11 protein-coding genes, 2 tRNA genes and 1 pseudogene are annotated in these 16,499 nt (G+C 39.6%); 8 read left to right on the top strand and 6 right to left on the bottom strand.

The annotated features are described in order from the left end of the window. The first annotated feature begins 59 nt into the window (after window positions 1-59). The 3 genes from CZ225_RS04020 to CZ225_RS04010 all read left to right on the top strand — a co-directional run bounded on the left by CZ225_RS04020 (window position 60) and on the right by CZ225_RS04010 (window position 2,298). Window positions 60-1,211, top strand: a complete 1,152-nt coding sequence (locus tag CZ225_RS04020; protein WP_077153047.1) for a DUF4369 domain-containing protein — start codon at window positions 60-62, stop codon at window positions 1,209-1,211. A gap of 177 nt (window positions 1,212-1,388) precedes the next feature. Further along, window positions 1,389-1,853, top strand: a complete 465-nt coding sequence (gene greA / locus CZ225_RS04015) for a transcription elongation factor GreA (protein WP_025075211.1) — start codon at window positions 1,389-1,391, stop codon at window positions 1,851-1,853. A 52-nt stretch (window positions 1,854-1,905) separates the two neighbouring features. Next, window positions 1,906-2,298, top strand: coding sequence for an HIT family protein (locus CZ225_RS04010; protein ID WP_077153046.1), 393 nt, complete (start codon window positions 1,906-1,908; stop codon window positions 2,296-2,298). Between the two features lie 62 nt (window positions 2,299-2,360). Here the strand turns inward: CZ225_RS04010 and CZ225_RS04005 are convergent, their stop codons facing one another. Continuing rightward, complete coding sequence (locus tag CZ225_RS04005; RefSeq protein WP_077153045.1) at window positions 2,361-3,287, bottom strand: DMT family transporter; 927 nt, start codon at window positions 3,285-3,287, stop codon at window positions 2,361-2,363. 7 nt (window positions 3,288-3,294) lie between these two features. Continuing rightward, a complete protein-coding gene (locus CZ225_RS04000; protein WP_077153044.1) occupies window positions 3,295-4,536 on the bottom strand; it encodes an MFS transporter in 1,242 nt (413 codons plus the stop codon). A gap of 179 nt (window positions 4,537-4,715) precedes the next feature. Here CZ225_RS04000 and CZ225_RS03995 point away from each other — a divergent pair, with 179 nt between their 5' ends. Continuing rightward, window positions 4,716-6,161 carry a glutamate decarboxylase gene (locus CZ225_RS03995; RefSeq protein WP_077153043.1) on the top strand — a complete coding sequence of 482 codons (1,446 nt, stop codon included), beginning with the start codon at window positions 4,716-4,718 and terminating at the stop codon, window positions 6,159-6,161. 8 nt (window positions 6,162-6,169) lie between these two features. After that, the gene (gene glsA / locus CZ225_RS03990) at window positions 6,170-7,135 is read left to right on the top strand and encodes a glutaminase A (protein WP_077153042.1); all 966 of its coding nucleotides are present in this window, start codon (window positions 6,170-6,172) and stop codon (window positions 7,133-7,135) included. A gap of 103 nt (window positions 7,136-7,238) precedes the next feature. Here glsA and CZ225_RS03985 read toward each other — a convergent pair whose 3' ends face one another. Continuing rightward, a complete protein-coding gene (locus CZ225_RS03985) occupies window positions 7,239-8,036 on the bottom strand; it encodes a potassium channel family protein (RefSeq protein WP_077153041.1) in 798 nt (265 codons plus the stop codon). A 180-nt stretch (window positions 8,037-8,216) separates the two neighbouring features. Between CZ225_RS03985 and gadC the strand changes: the two genes are divergently transcribed. The 3 genes from gadC to CZ225_RS03970 all read left to right on the top strand — a co-directional run bounded on the left by gadC (window position 8,217) and on the right by CZ225_RS03970 (window position 10,267). Then, entirely contained in the window at window positions 8,217-9,884 is a 1,668-nt protein-coding gene (gadC, locus tag CZ225_RS03980) for a glutamine/gamma-aminobutyrate antiporter GadC (protein ID WP_077153040.1), read from the top strand. Between the two features lie 227 nt (window positions 9,885-10,111). After that, window positions 10,112-10,184 (top strand) — tRNA-Phe (locus tag CZ225_RS03975). Window positions 10,185-10,194: 10 nt separating this feature from the next. Further along, window positions 10,195-10,267 (top strand) — tRNA-Pro (locus tag CZ225_RS03970). Between the two features lie 134 nt (window positions 10,268-10,401). On the opposite strand, the gene CZ225_RS03965 is transcribed toward CZ225_RS03970, so the two are convergent. From CZ225_RS03965 to CZ225_RS24185, 3 genes and pseudogenes are all read right to left on the bottom strand, one after another. After that, complete coding sequence (locus CZ225_RS03965; protein ID WP_077153039.1) at window positions 10,402-12,495, bottom strand: discoidin domain-containing protein; 2,094 nt, start codon at window positions 12,493-12,495, stop codon at window positions 10,402-10,404. Between the two features lie 123 nt (window positions 12,496-12,618). Continuing rightward, on the bottom strand, window positions 12,619-15,762 hold the full coding sequence (locus CZ225_RS03960) for a glycosyl hydrolase (RefSeq protein WP_077153038.1): 3,144 nt from the start codon (window positions 15,760-15,762) through the stop codon (window positions 12,619-12,621). 63 nt (window positions 15,763-15,825) lie between these two features. Beyond that, a pseudogene (locus CZ225_RS24185) lies at window positions 15,826-16,092 on the bottom strand (DUF2961 domain-containing protein); the annotation flags it as partial. Window positions 16,093-16,499 lie beyond the last annotated feature (407 nt).

Raw genomic sequence — 16,499 nt, 5'->3', positions numbered from 1 at the left:
AAATGCTTTGACTAATCTTGAAAAGAAGTATATTTGCAACTCTTATAATAACACACGATATGAAAAAAATAACTATTGCAGCCCTTGCTGCACTGACCATTACAGCCTGTAGTTCCGGTCCTAAGTTCCATGTAAACGGCGACGTATCCGGAGCTGACGGAAAAACTCTTTATCTGGAAGCATCCGGTCTGGAAGGGATCGTTCCGCTTGATTCTGTAAAGCTAAAAGGGGAAGGCAAGTTCAGCTTCAAACAACCCCGTCCCGAATCTCCGGAATTTTATCGATTACGGGTAGAGGATAAAGTCATCAATTTTTCTGTGGATTCACTTGAAACGATTCAAATCAATGCCCCTTACACCGATTTTTCTACAGCATATACCGTTGAAGGTTCAGAAAACAGCAGTAAGATTAAAGAACTGACTTTAAAGCAGATCCGTCTTCAGAAAGATGCGGATAATTTATTAAATGCACTGCGAGCTAATAAATTAAGTCACAATGTTCTGGAAGATAGCCTCACCGCACTGGTAAAAAGATACAAAGACGATGTTAAAATGAACTATATTTTTGCGGCTCCTAATACTGCAGCTGCTTATTTCGCTTTGTTCCAGAAACTCAACGACTATTTGATATTTGATCCGTTGAACAATAAAGACGATGTAAGATGTTTTGCAGCCGTTGCTACCAGCCTCAACAATGCTTTTCCCCATGCTGTACGTTCCAAGAACCTTTATAATATTGTGATTAAAGGGATGAAAAATACTCGCAATCCTCAGGCACAAAATCTGGAGATTCCACAAGACAAGATTATAGAAACAGGTATTATCGATATCGCATTACGTGATGTGAAAGGAAATATTCGCAAACTGACTGACCTGAAAGGTAAAGTAGTGCTGTTAGATTTCACTGTATACCAAGCTCCGGCAGGCGCGACACACAACTTGCTGCTTCGTGAATTATATAATAAATATGCTTCACAGGGATTGGAGATTTATCAAGTATCTTTGGATGCCGACGAGCACTTCTGGAAAACATCCGCAGCCAATTTACCTTGGGTATGCGTTCGCGACGGCAACGGTGTGTACTCCAGCAATGTAGCTGTATATAATGTTCGTCAGATACCATCTATCTTCCTAGTGAATCGTAACAACGAGTTAAAACTTCGTGGCGAAGACATCAAGGATATAGAAGCATCGGTCAAATCCTTGCTTTAAGTTGTTATATTTTAGCATATTTCATTTAAATATGTTACATAGCATTCTTTTTTGCTTGACTCATATCACTTAAAAGGCTATCTTTGCAAAGAAATCATTAGAAGAGGGTTCCAGCATGACTCATGTTGGAATTCTTTTTTGTTTATATGACCATTTTTAATTAAAGGAGGAAACATCATGGCTTATATGTCAGAAGAAGGCTACAAAAAACTTATGGCGGAACTAAAAGAACTGGAAACAGTAGAACGCCCTAAAATCTCCGCGGCAATAGCTGAAGCAAGAGATAAAGGAGATTTGTCTGAAAATGCAGAATACGATGCAGCTAAAGAAGCGCAAGGCATGCTGGAAATGCGCATTAACAAATTGAAAGCTGTTATCGCAGATGCTAAGATCATCGACGAATCAAAATTGAAAACAGATTCCGTACAGATTTTAAACAAGGTGGAACTGAAAAACGTAAAAAACGGTATGAAGATGACTTATACCATCGTTTCTGAAAGTGAAGCCAATCTGAAAGAAGGAAAGATTTCCGTAAATACTCCTATCGCACAAGGTTTACTTGGTAAAAAGGTAGGTGATATTGCTGAAATCAAAGTTCCACAAGGTCAGATTGCACTGGAAGTAGTAAACATATCAATTTAATGTAAAGGCAGGTCTCCGCAAAGGAGCTTGCCTTCTTTTATCTATATACGTTATGGCAACAATATTCAGCAGAATCATCGCAGGTGAAATTCCCTGCTACAAGGTGGCCGAAGACGATAAGTTTTTTGCTTTCCTTGACATCAACCCATTGGTAAAAGGACATACGTTAGTAGTCCCCAAACAAGAAGTGGATTATATTTTCGATTTAAGTGATGAAGATCTGGCAGCTATGCACGTCTTCGCCAAGAAAATAGCTAAAGGCATTCAAAGGGCTTTCCCCTGTCAGAAAGTTGGTGAAGCTGTTATTGGTTTGGAAGTTCCTCATGCCCACATTCATCTGATCCCTATCCAGAAGGAATCGGATATGCTGTTTTCCAATCCTAAGTTGAAATTATCGGACGAAGAATTTACAGCCATAGCTAAAGCTATCAACTCCTCTCTATAAAACATGATGATTAAATAATTGAAAGGTATCTCTATGGTGATATAGGGATACCTTTTTTTCTTTCATTTTTTGGCTTTCAATGGGTCTGCCGACTTGTCTTTACTTTCCGCTACTTCTACCAAATAAACTCCCGCACAGATAAATAAGATAGCAAAAGTTTGTGTCCAGCTAAAACGGTCTTGACCTAATGCTAAAGAAGCTATCGTTGCAACAATCAGGATAAGGTAACCGTAAATGGCAACTACTGTAGTCTTCAAATATTTCAAGCCAACCGGAAGTAACATATAGCTAACAGTGGTCGGAAATACCAGAACAAACATTAAGATCAGGAAAGGTGTCCAATGGAATGGTAATGAAAAGACAGGCGCATCGATACCAACAATACAAGACACGATAATGGCAGAAACTGCCGCACCCGAGAAGGTATATTTCAACATTGTCATTGCGCCGATAGAAGTAAGAATGCGCTGGCTCAATACCAGATAAATAGCATACACTATCGAACTGATGAGACAAAGCATATTTCCTACAAAAGCATCGGAAGCCAGATCGTCACTTTGCTGAGTCAAAATACAAACCAATGCCCCTATTAATCCTATAGAAATTCCGATTATCTTTTTGCCGGTAGCTTTCTCTTTATAGAAAAAAACCATTATCAGAAAAACCCAAATAGGTTGCAAACTAGTAAAGATAGAACTGGAAACCGGAGTTGTTTTACTCAATCCTGTAAGATAGAGGAACATAAATCCATAAAGCCCCAAAGCCCCCAATAAGAATAGAAGCCACTTATCTCTTGTTGTCGATTTCTCCGGAGGCATAAACCAACCTATCACCCAGAAAGCAACTGCTGCAAAAGTACAACGAAACGTTGCACCCGTCAGCGGACTCATCCACAATGGGAGGAGAAATTTCAGGGCATTCATATTCAATCCGCTAAAGATTTTTGAGACTGCCATACTTAGGTTGGCTTCCAGTTTTTTATTTTTCATCTTTGTCTTATTTCAATTGGTCATTAAACAAAAATTCGTGTCGGCGAACATACGCCCATATAAGAGCAGCAATTGTGATACATAAATTGAATACAAAGCCAAACTGCTGAGTCTTTATGTGGAACATTGACTGGAAAAAGTCAATAATAAACGGACAAAGCAAGATGGCGAGATAGTTCATCATCATCACAAAAGCTAGTGCTAAAGTTACTTTTCTAGAAATAGCAGTGTGAGTTGTCTTATCATAAATAATCGGTTGAATCACCCCATAGCCTAAACCAACAAAAATACATCCGGGTGCAATCACCCACTCCTTAGGAGAAATCCAGATCAAAGCAAGACCAATCGCAATGGATAACAAACTATAAAATTTTGTTTTCTCTTTCAATCGACCCACAATTTGGTTGAGGAAAAAACCGGGAGCCATAATCGCCAAAAAGAATAGTGATATCATAATGCCAGAATTGCCACTGCTAAAATGATATTCTTCCATCAAGAAAGGAAGATTGAAAGTTACAACTAACGCAAGGAAGGTAGACAATCCATAAAAAAGCATTACTTGTATTAAGTGCTTCACATTGATACCATATTTGCTGTGTAATGTATCTGTATCCACTTCTTCGTCTTCACTTCCATCAGACGATTCCTTTTTGGCAAGTGAAGTATCACCTTCACTATCCATACTTCTTTTCAAATAAACAGACAGAACAAGAGACACTATGGGAAGTAGATAAACCACAAAAGGCAGGTGCCAGTTTACTTCTGCCAAATAACCGGTAACAGTCGTGGCTACAACAAGTGTCACATTGGTTATTGCTGAGCTAAGTCCGAACTGCTTCACTCTGTAAGCTCCACTGAAGTATTTGGAAATCAGCCCTGTGGATAACGGGACAATCATACCGGAACCTACTCCAAGCATAGCACTGACAGCGATCAATTGCCACATTTTATTAGACAATAAATACAAAATGCCACTCAAAGCAAAAATCGCTAGCCCCGCTTGTAGCAAACGAATAAAATTCACCCTCTCCGTCAGTTTACCTGCTAACAGAATAAAAGGTATAACCAACAACGAAGGTAATGACGAAAGCATCTGAATATCCAGTTCCGTAGAATGAGGAAAGATGACAGAAAGTTTCCCCAGAATAGGTGAAACAGCTAACCCCGGTAATGCATTCAATGCCGATATTGACCAGATACCAATCAGAGTGATAAGGGGAATAGTCCCATGGCCCGTCTGTATTCTCATATTATATGAAAGTTAAATGTTTTGGTTTGAAAACAACAATCACACCGCAATAAAGTTCACCCCTTAATAAACGCCAAATAATGTAAAATGAGCAAACTTTCAATACTATCTGCTGTTGTTGTGGAACATTAGACGGGGAAAATCCCCATCGCCTAAACCTTTAAAAAAACAAATTAAGTATGGAAGATTTAAACTTTAGAAAAGGTGATGCCAAGACAGATGTATTTGGTTCTAACAGAATGTTACAACCTTCACCCGTAGAAAAGATTCCTGATGGGCCGACTACCCCAGAAATCGCATATCAAATGGTGAAAGATGAAACATTTGCTCAGACTCAACCAAGACTGAATCTAGCAACCTTCGTCACTACTTATATGGACGAATATGCTACCAAACTGATGAACGAGGCTATCAACATCAACTACATTGATGAAACAGAGTATCCGCGTATCGCAGTAATGAACGGTAAATGTATCAATATCGTTGCCAATCTGTGGAACTCTCCAGAAAAGGATACTTGGAAAACTGGTGCCCTGGCTATCGGCTCTTCCGAAGCTTGTATGTTGGGTGGTGTAGCAGCATGGCTACGCTGGCGTAAAAAAAGGCAAGCTCAAGGTAAACCATTTGATAAACCTAATTTTGTTATTTCAACCGGTTTCCAAGTAGTTTGGGAAAAATTTGCTCAGTTGTGGCAGATTGAAATGCGCGAAGTACCTTTGACATTGGAAAAGACAACTCTCGACCCGGAAGAAGCGTTGAAAATGTGTGATGAAAACACGATCTGTATTGTACCTATCCAAGGTGTTACATGGACAGGATTGAATGATGACGTAGAAGCACTTGACAAAGCCCTTGATGCTTACAATGCAAAAACAGGTTTTGACATTCCTATCCACGTAGATGCCGCTAGTGGTGGTTTCATCCTTCCATTCCTTTATCCGGAAACGAAATGGGATTTCCGTCTGAAATGGGTACTTTCTATCAGCGTATCAGGCCATAAGTTCGGACTTGTTTATCCGGGATTGGGCTGGGTAGTATGGAAAGGAAAAGAATATCTGCCCGAAGAAATGGCATTCAGCGTAAATTATCTGGGTGCTAACATTACTCAAGTTGGTTTGAACTTCTCTCGTCCTGCCGCTCAGATTCTGGGTCAGTATTATCAATTCATCCGTTTAGGATTCCAAGGTTACAAAGAAGTTCAGTACAACTCTTTACAGATTGCTAAGTATCTTCATGAAGAAATAGCCAAGATGACTCCGTTCGTTAACTACTCTAATGAAGTAGTGAACCCACTATTCATCTGGTACATGAAACCGGAATATGTTAAGACTGCTAAATGGACACTGTATGATTTGCAAGATAAACTGTCCCAACATGGTTGGATGGTTCCTGCTTACACATTGCCTGAAAAGTTGCAAGACTACGTAGTAATGCGTATTGTTGTTCGTCAGGGATTTAGCCGCGATATGGCAGACATGTTGTTGGGTGACATCAAAAATGCAATTGCCGAATTGGAGAAACTTGATTTCCCGACTCCTACCCGCTTGGCTCAGGAAAAGAATTTGCCGGTAGAAGCTAAAATTTTTAATCATGGCGGACGTCGTCAGAAATCTGTAAAAAAATAAATCTCCTTATGGATAAAAAAGTAACTCTTGCTCAATTGCAAGAAATAGTTCAAGAAGCATACGAACAGGTAAAGTCTAATACGGGCGGCAAGAATGCTGACTATATTCCTTATCTGGCAAATGTGAACAAAGATCTCTTCGGAATTAGCATCTGTCTGCTCAACGGACAGACCATTCATGTGGGAGATACTGATTACCGCTTCGGTATTGAATCTGTATCCAAAGTACATACAGCGATTCTAGCTTTACGCCAGTATGGTGCAAAAGAGATATTAGAAAAGATCGGTGCTGACGCAACCGGATTACCTTTCAACTCTATTATTGCTATCTTGTTGGAAAATGATCATCCTTCTACTCCGCTGGTAAATGCTGGTGCTATTTCCGCTTGTAGTATGGTGAAACCGACAGGTGACTCTACTAAGAAATGGGAAGCTATCGTGCAGAATATTACCGACCTATGTGGTAGTGCACCTCAACTGATTGACGAATTGTATAAATCGGAGTCAGATACTAATTTCAACAATCGTTCTATCGCTTGGTTGCTGAAAAATTACAATCGTATCTATGATGATCCGGATATGTCATTAGACCTCTATACCCGTCAATGTTCTTTGGGAGTAACTGCTCAGATGTTGTCAATAGCTGCTGGCACCATAGCCAACGGTGGCGTGAATCCAGTAACCAAGAAAGAAGTATTTGACGCCAGTCTGGCTCCTAAAATCACGGCAATGATTGCTGCCGTAGGTTTCTATGAGCACACAGGTGACTGGATGTATACTTCAGGTATTCCTGCCAAGACTGGCGTAGGCGGTGGTGTAATGGGCATTTTGCCAGGTCAGTTTGGTATTGCCGCATTTGCTCCTCCTTTGGATAGTGCAGGTAATTCTGTTAAAGCTCAGCTGGCTATTCAGTACATTATGAACAAACTTGATCTGAACGTATTCGGAAATAATCATATCATTGTTGGGGAGTAAAATTCAATTTTTCTAACGTGAAAGAGGGTGCTATCTGTTAAAAAGATAACGCCCTCTAATTTATTATATGAAGCAGGGCTTCGGTTATTGATCGTTATTATCTTTATGAAACAGGTTTCTCTGTTGGTGATTGCTGTGACGTTTGACCTTGTGAAACCTGCCCTTGTGGAGCAGCTGACTCTTGTTGGGTTGTTTGTTGCTGATAATATTTGTTTTTTTGATCGTTAGAACGTTGTATCAAATTCGTCACATATACTGTAAAGATCGGAAACATCATCATACCTAATGCTGCTAATACAACGGACAATACACGCCCTGTAACGGTCACAGCAATGATATTCGAACCTACCGTAGTAACATCCATAAATGCCCACCATAAAGCATCCCCATATCCGACAACCAAAGGGTTCACTTTATGCTCAAGTACAAAGAAAGCTAAGCTGGAAAAATAAACAGTTGCCAATAACATTGTCAGATAAGATATAAAAAGGCTGGAAGCCCTATTATGAGTAAGCCATCCTACCACAATTGCCAATGCATATCCTCCTCTTAACAAAGGAATAAAACGTAACATATAAGTGATCTCCGGTGAGAACGTCCAACCATAATACGCTATAATATTCTGATAAGGTATTGCCACCAGCAAGAAAATAAAATGCGAACGCAAATAACGCCATTTATGCTGCGCCAGAAAGAATTCCAACACAAAATCGAACAAGAACCAGATACATATCCATAGCTGAACTTTCATATACGAAGTCTGTGTATAGAAAGGAATGCCTTTGAAAGTATCAATCGAAATACTTATGACCAGAAAAAGTGACATCAACAAAATAACTACATGAAGAATGCCGTAAATACCCTTTTTCTCCCATACAAAATCAGAAAGAGCGGATTTCATAATTGTTAATTTAAAAAAGTTTCTAGTATTATTATGTACAGAAACAAAAAGAAGCAACAAATGTTCCGGCAGTATACATTTGTTAATTAACCAACTTTGAACTATTATTTGCAAACATCTCCCAAAGAATCTTGTTATAATCACTGACTTTAAAATATTTTTCACTTAAAACCTTAACTTATGGCGAATATTAAAAATGCAGTGAAACTAGGTGTGTTTACACTAGCTATCATGAACGTTACGGCAGTTGTATCCCTGCGCGGACTGCCAGCCGAAGCCGTCTATGGAATGAGCTCGGCTTTTTATTATCTTTTTGCAGCAATTGTCTTCCTGATCCCAACATCACTTGTAGCAGCCGAATTGGCAGCTATGTTTCAGGATAAACAAGGTGGTGTATTCCGATGGGTCGGCGAAGCTTACGGAAAAAAACTCGGATTTCTTGCCATCTGGGTACAGTGGATCGAAAGTACTATCTGGTATCCTACCGTATTAACTTTCGGTGCTGTTTCCATCGCATTTATAGGTACGAATGACGCACATGACATGACATTAGCAAGCAATAAATACTATACTCTAGCTGTTGTGCTCATTATTTACTGGCTAGCTACTTTCATTTCACTCAAAGGTATGGGTTGGGTAGGTAAAGTAGCCAAAGTCGGTGGTATGGTGGGAACTATTATTCCTGCTGCTCTTCTGATCATTCTGGCAATTGTATATCTGGCTTCCGGCGGATATTCTAATCTTGACTTTCACAGCAGTTTTTTCCCTGATCTAACTAAATTTGACAATGTTGTATTAGCAGCTAGTATTTTCCTGTTTTATGCTGGTATGGAAATGGGCGGTATCCACGTGAAAGATATGGATAATCCGTCAAAGAATTACCCGAAAGCTGTATTTATAGGTGCTCTTATTACTGTTATCATTTTCGTTTTAGGAACATTTGCTCTTGGAATTATTATACCTACCAAAGACATCAGTTTAACACAGAGTTTACTTGTTGGTTTCGATAATTACTTTAAGTTTATCCATGCATCTTGGTTGTCACCAATCATTGCTATCGCTTTGGCATTTGGTGTTTTAGCAGGTGTATTAACATGGGTTGCCGGTCCGTCAAAAGGTATCTTTGCGGTTGGAAAAGCTGGTTATATGCCTCCATTCTTCCAAAAGACCAACAAGATAGGTGTTCAGAAAAACATTCTATTCGTACAAGGTATTGCTGTAACAGTATTAAGCCTTCTGTTCGTTGTTATGCCTTCTGTACAAAGCTTCTATCAGATTCTGTCACAGCTGACAGTAATCCTATACTTAATTATGTACATGTTGATGTTCTCTGGAGCAATCGCTCTACGTTATAAAATGAAAAAACTGAATCGTCCGTTCCGCATTGGTAAAGATGGTAATGGATTGATGTGGGTTGTCGGTGGTTTAGGATTCTTCGGTTCTTTACTTGCTTTCATCTTAAGTTTCATTCCACCGAGCCAAATTTCTACAGGTAGCAATACTGTATGGTTCTCTGTATTAATCATCGGTGCTTTGATTGTTGTAATCGCTCCGTTTATTATCTATGCATCTAAGAAGCCATCTTGGGTAGACCCAAACTCTAATTTCGAACCATTCCATTGGGAAGTACAGGCTCAACCTGCTACAGCTAATGTCAATACAACAGCTACAACTGCTTCATCTACCACTTCATCTATAAGCAATAGTACATCTGCTAGGGATGGTGTAAAATCAAGCACAGCAACCCCAACCAACGGAAGTTCTGCTTCAACAAGCAATTCTTCGCCATCAGGTTCAAATGCTTCATCTGTTTTTAACAATGACAAGGATAAAAATCCGACGTCTTAGTTGAATACAAATCATTAATAATTTATAAACTTTTAATCCCATGATGGAATCTATAATTCCGCCATGGGATTATTTATGTATTTCATTCACCTTTTTGCCATTTACAATGTCTGCGTATCTTTTCTTCACTACATATCTTCTTCTTTTACTTGAATTGGGATATTTTTTCCATTTAAGCCATTGCGGTATTAAAAAATATACTTATCTTTGCACCCGCAAACGAGAAAGGTGCCATAGCTCAGTTGGTAGAGCAAAGGACTGAAAATCCTTGTGTCCCCGGTTCGATTCCTGGTGGCACCACTTTTATGAGCGGAATGTAGCGCAGTTGGTAGCGCACTACGTTCGGGACGTAGGGGTCGGGCGTTCGAGTCGCCTCATTCCGACAGAAGGCGACAAACGAGTAAAATCGGTTGTCGCTTTTTCTTTTTCACCTTTGTAAGTCTCTGTAAATCGGGTCAGTCCGAAAAGTCGAAGACTATAAATGAATTTAAGTATGATCCGCAATTAGGAGATTATATTAATTCCCCAAAATACTTCCGTATATCTCCACATCACCTATACGAGCGATTCCATCTTCACCTGCATCTTGTATTTGCAGACGAACATATCTTCCTTGTACCGGAGTAATATCGACATCGGTCACAGATGCAGTATTATTCATCTGTGAATCTACACGTGTCCATTTCTTACCATCCCGGCTAACTTCCATTGTGAAGGACCGAGTATTTAATTGTTTCATCATTCCGGCATTCCCGGCATGACGCACTACATAACGGTTGATTAAATATTCATCCTTAAAATCAAACTGAATCCATGCCTCATTTCCTTTTTCCTTGGAAATCCACATATGTCCCTCGCATGGAGTTCCGTCCGCAGCAGTCTTCACCTTTGTAGTGGCATTGCTGGAAGTAATTTTCATTTTCGGGGAAAGAGTCAAATTGAAAGGCAGATAATTGGCCTGACTATGGAGATTGAAGAAATGATCGCCACGACAAATCACGATATTACCTGGAGATAATTCTTCTAGACGCTTCTTTAATGCTACAATATTATCCGGTCCCATCTTCCATGACTCACCTTGAGCTGATAAGAATATCGGTTTTGAACCATCAAATCCGGCTATCGTATCTTTCCAGAAAGAATAGATAACATCCACTCCACTTGCATAGCAAGGCAAATTGGGGACGAAGGCCAGCCTGTGGTCTTGAATATAAGTCGGAACTTTGTAAGGATGGAATTCCCAATCTTGCTGAGTTAAACCATATAGATAACGGCAATTGTGAGCGTAGGCAGCCATTTGTTCTTGATTCACTTCATCCCAGATAGTGATCACACGCAGTCCGCTTTTTTCCAAATATTGTTGTGTCAGTTTGGCATAAGGCGTAAAATCCGTTCCTGAAGTTGCATTCCACAAATAGTTGTGCGCATCGTAGATTAATGAATATCCCATTCCAGATGGACCCGATGCAAAGAAGTCATTAGGTGTAGCCGTACTATAATAATGATTAAGCAGCCCCGGACCGAAATCCACCAATCCCGGACTAATAGTCCAGTTAATTGGAATACTGCCTCTTCCTGCCTTATCCCATAATTCAGACATTGCATGTTGGCAATATTGCACATTGTCACCGTCGCTTAGATAGATAGCAAGATAAATCTTATTTTCCAGTTCCGGCATCTTTGGAACTTCCGGATATTTTATCTGTTGCTGCATTCCGGCGTATACAGTAGCATTCTCATAGAAATCTGATGGAATAGTTGAAAGCCCATATTCTGCTGCCAGTCCTATTCCGGAACGCTCTTCAGCATACCAGCCGGTAATAATGCTTTCACCCGATTTCATCGTTTTCAGGAATTTGCGTAATACGGTGTTTTCTCCCCAAACACGTGGGTCCAACCAGACTATAGCAGTTCCCGCAGCTATCGCCATGTCACGTACAAATCCCCGTTGAGGCGGAAGGCTGACTAATAAACGGTGAGTACATTTATTCCAGTAGTTCTGAAACATGTATTCGTAGATTTCAGTAGATTTAGTATATGGCAACTTTGTAAAATCTTCCAGAACAGGTAACAGAATTCCTTGCAGTTTTAAACGATCGTATAATTGAAGAGACACAGGAATCGCTTCTTCCAATCCTGCAACTGTAGAGGCAAGGTTCAGATAATGATCACTCTTCGTCCGATCATATAAAATGACTCCTTTCAATTCATCTTTATATTTCTCTACTAATTTCAGATATTCTGTAGGTTCGAATTCACGGATGCTCAGGTTCAACAGACGAGGCCATTTCTCTTTACCTTCGCCACTATGGTCGAATAAAAAAATACGTGGCTGTTTTTTATTGACTATTCCCTGAAGGCAGAGAATCATTGTTTTTTCTTCCGGTTGCAATTTAGCCTTTTTCAAATCAAATCCATCCAGTTGAGTTGCGGGAGTTGCAAAATGAGGAAGCATTTGACCATTTGGCCAAAAAATCCCACTTCCTACGGTCTGTTGCGGACTAAGAGGAATGTATTGGTTAGTCCCTTGTTGGGCATATAAACCGAAGATTGATAAAGCTACAGAACCAGCAAATATAAATAGTGGTTTTAATAATCTTTTCTTTTTCATGATAAGTGTTTTGTTAGAAATACGTTCACAGAGAGTGAATCAAAAGTATTTGTGATTTATTTTGAAGTCATTTTTACTTTTGATACACTCTATTTCATTCAAGTTTTATTTTTATATAAAAACTTATTTTGTCATCAGATAATCGTAAGCTTCTATTTGAACAGGTCCTAATAATCCAGAAGATTGCAATGGAGAATTTGCGTTCCATGGATTCACCGCAGTCCAAGTAGGACGAGATTCCTCCGGCAACTGCTGATCGCCAATCAAACGATTCTCCCAATTGTTCACAACTTCAATTTTCAGAGTATTCTTTCCTGTACGCAGATAGTCAGTTATATTAAGTTGATAAGGATTCGTCCATACACCACCGGCATATTGGTCATTCACATATACCTTAGCCATCACCATCACTTTACCTAAATCAATATAGAACTGTTTCTTCGGTAATTTCTCCAGGTTGAATGTATTCGTGTAAATAGCCGTACCTGAATAATATTTAATACGAGCATCTTCCGAATCCTTCCAATCTATCGGAGTAGAGAAAGTTACAGCTTCTTCCGGTCCTCTAGCATTCTTATCAAAGGCAACTGTCCATGGAGAATCTACTTTTACTACAACTTCTGATTGCGGATAATTGCTTCCCGACTGTTTTGTTTCTGATTTCTTACGGAAAACAATAAAGGAACTCTCAAAAGCTTTCAATTGCAAAGGTACTGTAGTCAGATCGCCCTTTTCAGAATATTCCGGTAAGAGACGCATATCCTGAGTCAGCGGGTTCCACAATTCTGGTACTTTAGAAGAAATTCGGAAAGTAGCGTCAAAAGATATGGCTTTATCACTCTGATTAGAGATAAAATAAAAATCCCCGTCCGATGTTGTACGATGAATAAACAGAACCGGAGCATCATTACTGACACTACAATCCGGAGATAAAGACAACGTTGCAAAAACCTTATCCAGCGATTCATTGGATGAGAAAACGCGTCCTTTCCCATAAATTAGCCCAGAGCCTTGCCTGTTCCACAAATCTGAGGCCATCGATTTCACTTCCTGGTCAGCTTTAGGATACCCAGCCAAACTTGGAGAATATTCCGGTGCAGTTCCTACTATTACAAGTCCGCTTTTCACCAATTCTCTTACTTTTTTCAATATTTCCGGTCTCATCGTATTCTGCCTGGGCAATACAAGTATACGATATTGCATACCACTTTGCAATGTCAATTTCCCATCTTTTACAGAAGCCTGGTTCAGAAGTACTTCAGCATTTATATAGTCGAAAGAATATCCTTTAGGCAAAGCCGGATCGCAAACTCCTGTCATTTTAGGAGCGTCTTCACCGATAAAGTAAGCAGCATCAGCAACATATTGTCCCTGTTGCAACATAAAGTTACAACGTTTCAGATAACCGGTAAATACATCCATCTGCCCGAACCACGTATTATTGCGGTTAAATTCGCAACCAAACCAAGCACTCATACCGGGCAAACGATCGCTTGAAGGCTGATGAATATATACGTGCAATAAAGTACTGTTAATCCCTTCCGTAAAGAAACGATCTCCACGCTGTTTCATCAAATATGGATAACGATGAAAATTCGGACCGCCTGCCGTAAATGATTCTGCCCATACTTTCTTTTTCCCATAGATATGAGCACAAGAAGAGGCTGCGCGATTCTCAATATCTCCTAATGAACCTTCACACCAGAATTCACCACCGACTTCATCCGACTGTCCACCATATTGTAGAAATTCGCCGGGAAATCCCCAGTGACCATAATTCTCCAACCAAGTTGTCAGACCATGCTTATGACATACTTCACGCAGACCACCTACATAATCGTAGGCTACACGATCAGCTACCAAACGACGTAGATCCCACAAGAAACGATCCGACTGATCCGGGCTACCAACGATCATCCCCTTCAAAACGGGAAGATAAACCACCGGATCATATCCGTATTTCTTTTTAAAACTGGCAATCATATCGTCTGTCCAGTTCTGTCCTCCGGTCTCATAACTATCTTGTACTACTACTTTAAAAGTCTTCCGATCCTGTGCCGGAATGCGGCGTAGTATTTCTCCAATATAAGCATCAAAATGAGTTGCTACATGTTTTTTGCTCATTTTGTCCACTTCCAATCCCGTACCTTCCGGGCTGGCAGGACTATTAGTCACTCTCGTAGAACGCATTCCTGTCCGCATGATTACCCATTCTCCTTCCGGAACTGCCCAATTAAGTTTTCCATCTTTAAAGGAGGAAGTTATATCCACCACTTTATCAGTCTTAATCAAGTAATCCTTATCGGAAAGACCCGGCATTCTATCCCACATATAGTCATGCCAGAGAGGCAGAGGAGTCTGGAACATTTTAGCCAACATCTTTTCAGGATAACGTTCCAACATCGGTTGTGAAGAGAGTACAATATCCAGTTCTGCATTACCACCGGCATGGATGACAAGACGGAACTCCTGTCCTTTTACTTCCGGCAAAGAGATTACAATAGGCGGATAAGGAATAAACCCGACATTCAGAGCAGCATTGCTTCTATCAATATGAATCTTTTTAAGGATACGATATTCATTTCCTTCTTTAATATATAAATCAGCATCGGTCTTTATAGGTGTATTTACTTGAAGAGAAAAGCTACGGACCGTAGTTTCCTGAAGGAGTTTCATCTCCACCACTTCTTCTTTCCCTTCTTGCTTCTTCACCTTCCAGTTACCACGCACCACATCACCTGTAGGAGCCGGGAAAGCAATGACTTTAACGTCTTCTGCATCCTCTGCAATAACGGGTAAATCCGTTTGTAACATTTTGGGACCTTTTACTCTCAGTTCGGATGAGGCGAGGTAACGCATACTTTCGTTCGGTTTGATCCATGGTCCACCGGACTGGCTCCATCCCGGACTATTGAAAATACCAATCTCAATATCCAGCTCCGTTGCCTTTTTCAAGGCAGCATGAACTATTTCCCACCATCCTTCTGTAAGAATCTTATGTTTTCCGGCTGTGATATCACCTAAACCGATATTACCAATATAAGCACGACTGATACCTGCCGCTTTCATAGCTTCCAAATCCTTAATAACTCCTTCTTTAGAGATATTGTCGGAGATCCAATACCAATAAACAGCTATTCTTACATCATTCGGAACCTGCCGAAAACCTGATTCTATTTTCTCAAAAGGTATAAACTTGTCTTTCTGTTCTGCACGTACAACAGAAGAAAAGACACTTAACAAAAGACATAAGATGACTGTCCTCATAATCTAAATGTGTTTTAGTAATATCGTTTATGTTATCTAGTTGCCAAAGATAACAATTATCCATCAAGGAGCCGGTATTTCCAAGTCATCTTTTTTCGGTAAAGCCGGAAATTTAGCATGAGATTCCGCCTGATACCAGAATACGGTAGAGGAAATATCCGATTGTTGTGCATTATATCTGCCGTCATGTCTTCATCCCAAATCCTGTATAGTCACCTTTAATTCCTTATCAAAACGGCTCGGATCGACGATATGCCAACGTTAGAGTCCGAATGTTTGAACAGAGATATACAACCCGTTCGATCTGTTCGCTTGGTGCATAGGTGCAAAAATAAATTATTCTTAAAGCATTATAGTCTCTTTATTCTCAAAATTGCAAGAAATGCAGAAAGGATATTATTACCTTTAAGTAACTTCATTTTCCATTGACTATTCATAATCTGGTCATAATCTTTAAAATCATCACCAACAAATCGATTAGACTACAGATACATTATGTTATCTTCAATTAATTCTCCGTTTATTCAAAGATTATTTCCACTACTCATGGTTAATCCACATCTACCATTATGAATAAACAGATGTCAAAATCAAGTATACTAATAAACAACAGAAACAATTCGACAAATCCATTTATTATTGCTTCATAATATTAGTTTGACATCAAAAAAAACAAACTTAGAAATCATTTCATAAGAAAAAGTAAAAACATAATTTTGCATTTTTGCCGTGCATAC

The sequence above is a fragment of the Bacteroides bouchesdurhonensis genome (assembly GCF_900155865.1).
GTDB lineage: Bacteria > Bacteroidota > Bacteroidia > Bacteroidales > Bacteroidaceae > Bacteroides > Bacteroides bouchesdurhonensis.
This window is presented reverse-complemented; position numbering and strand designations above follow the sequence as displayed.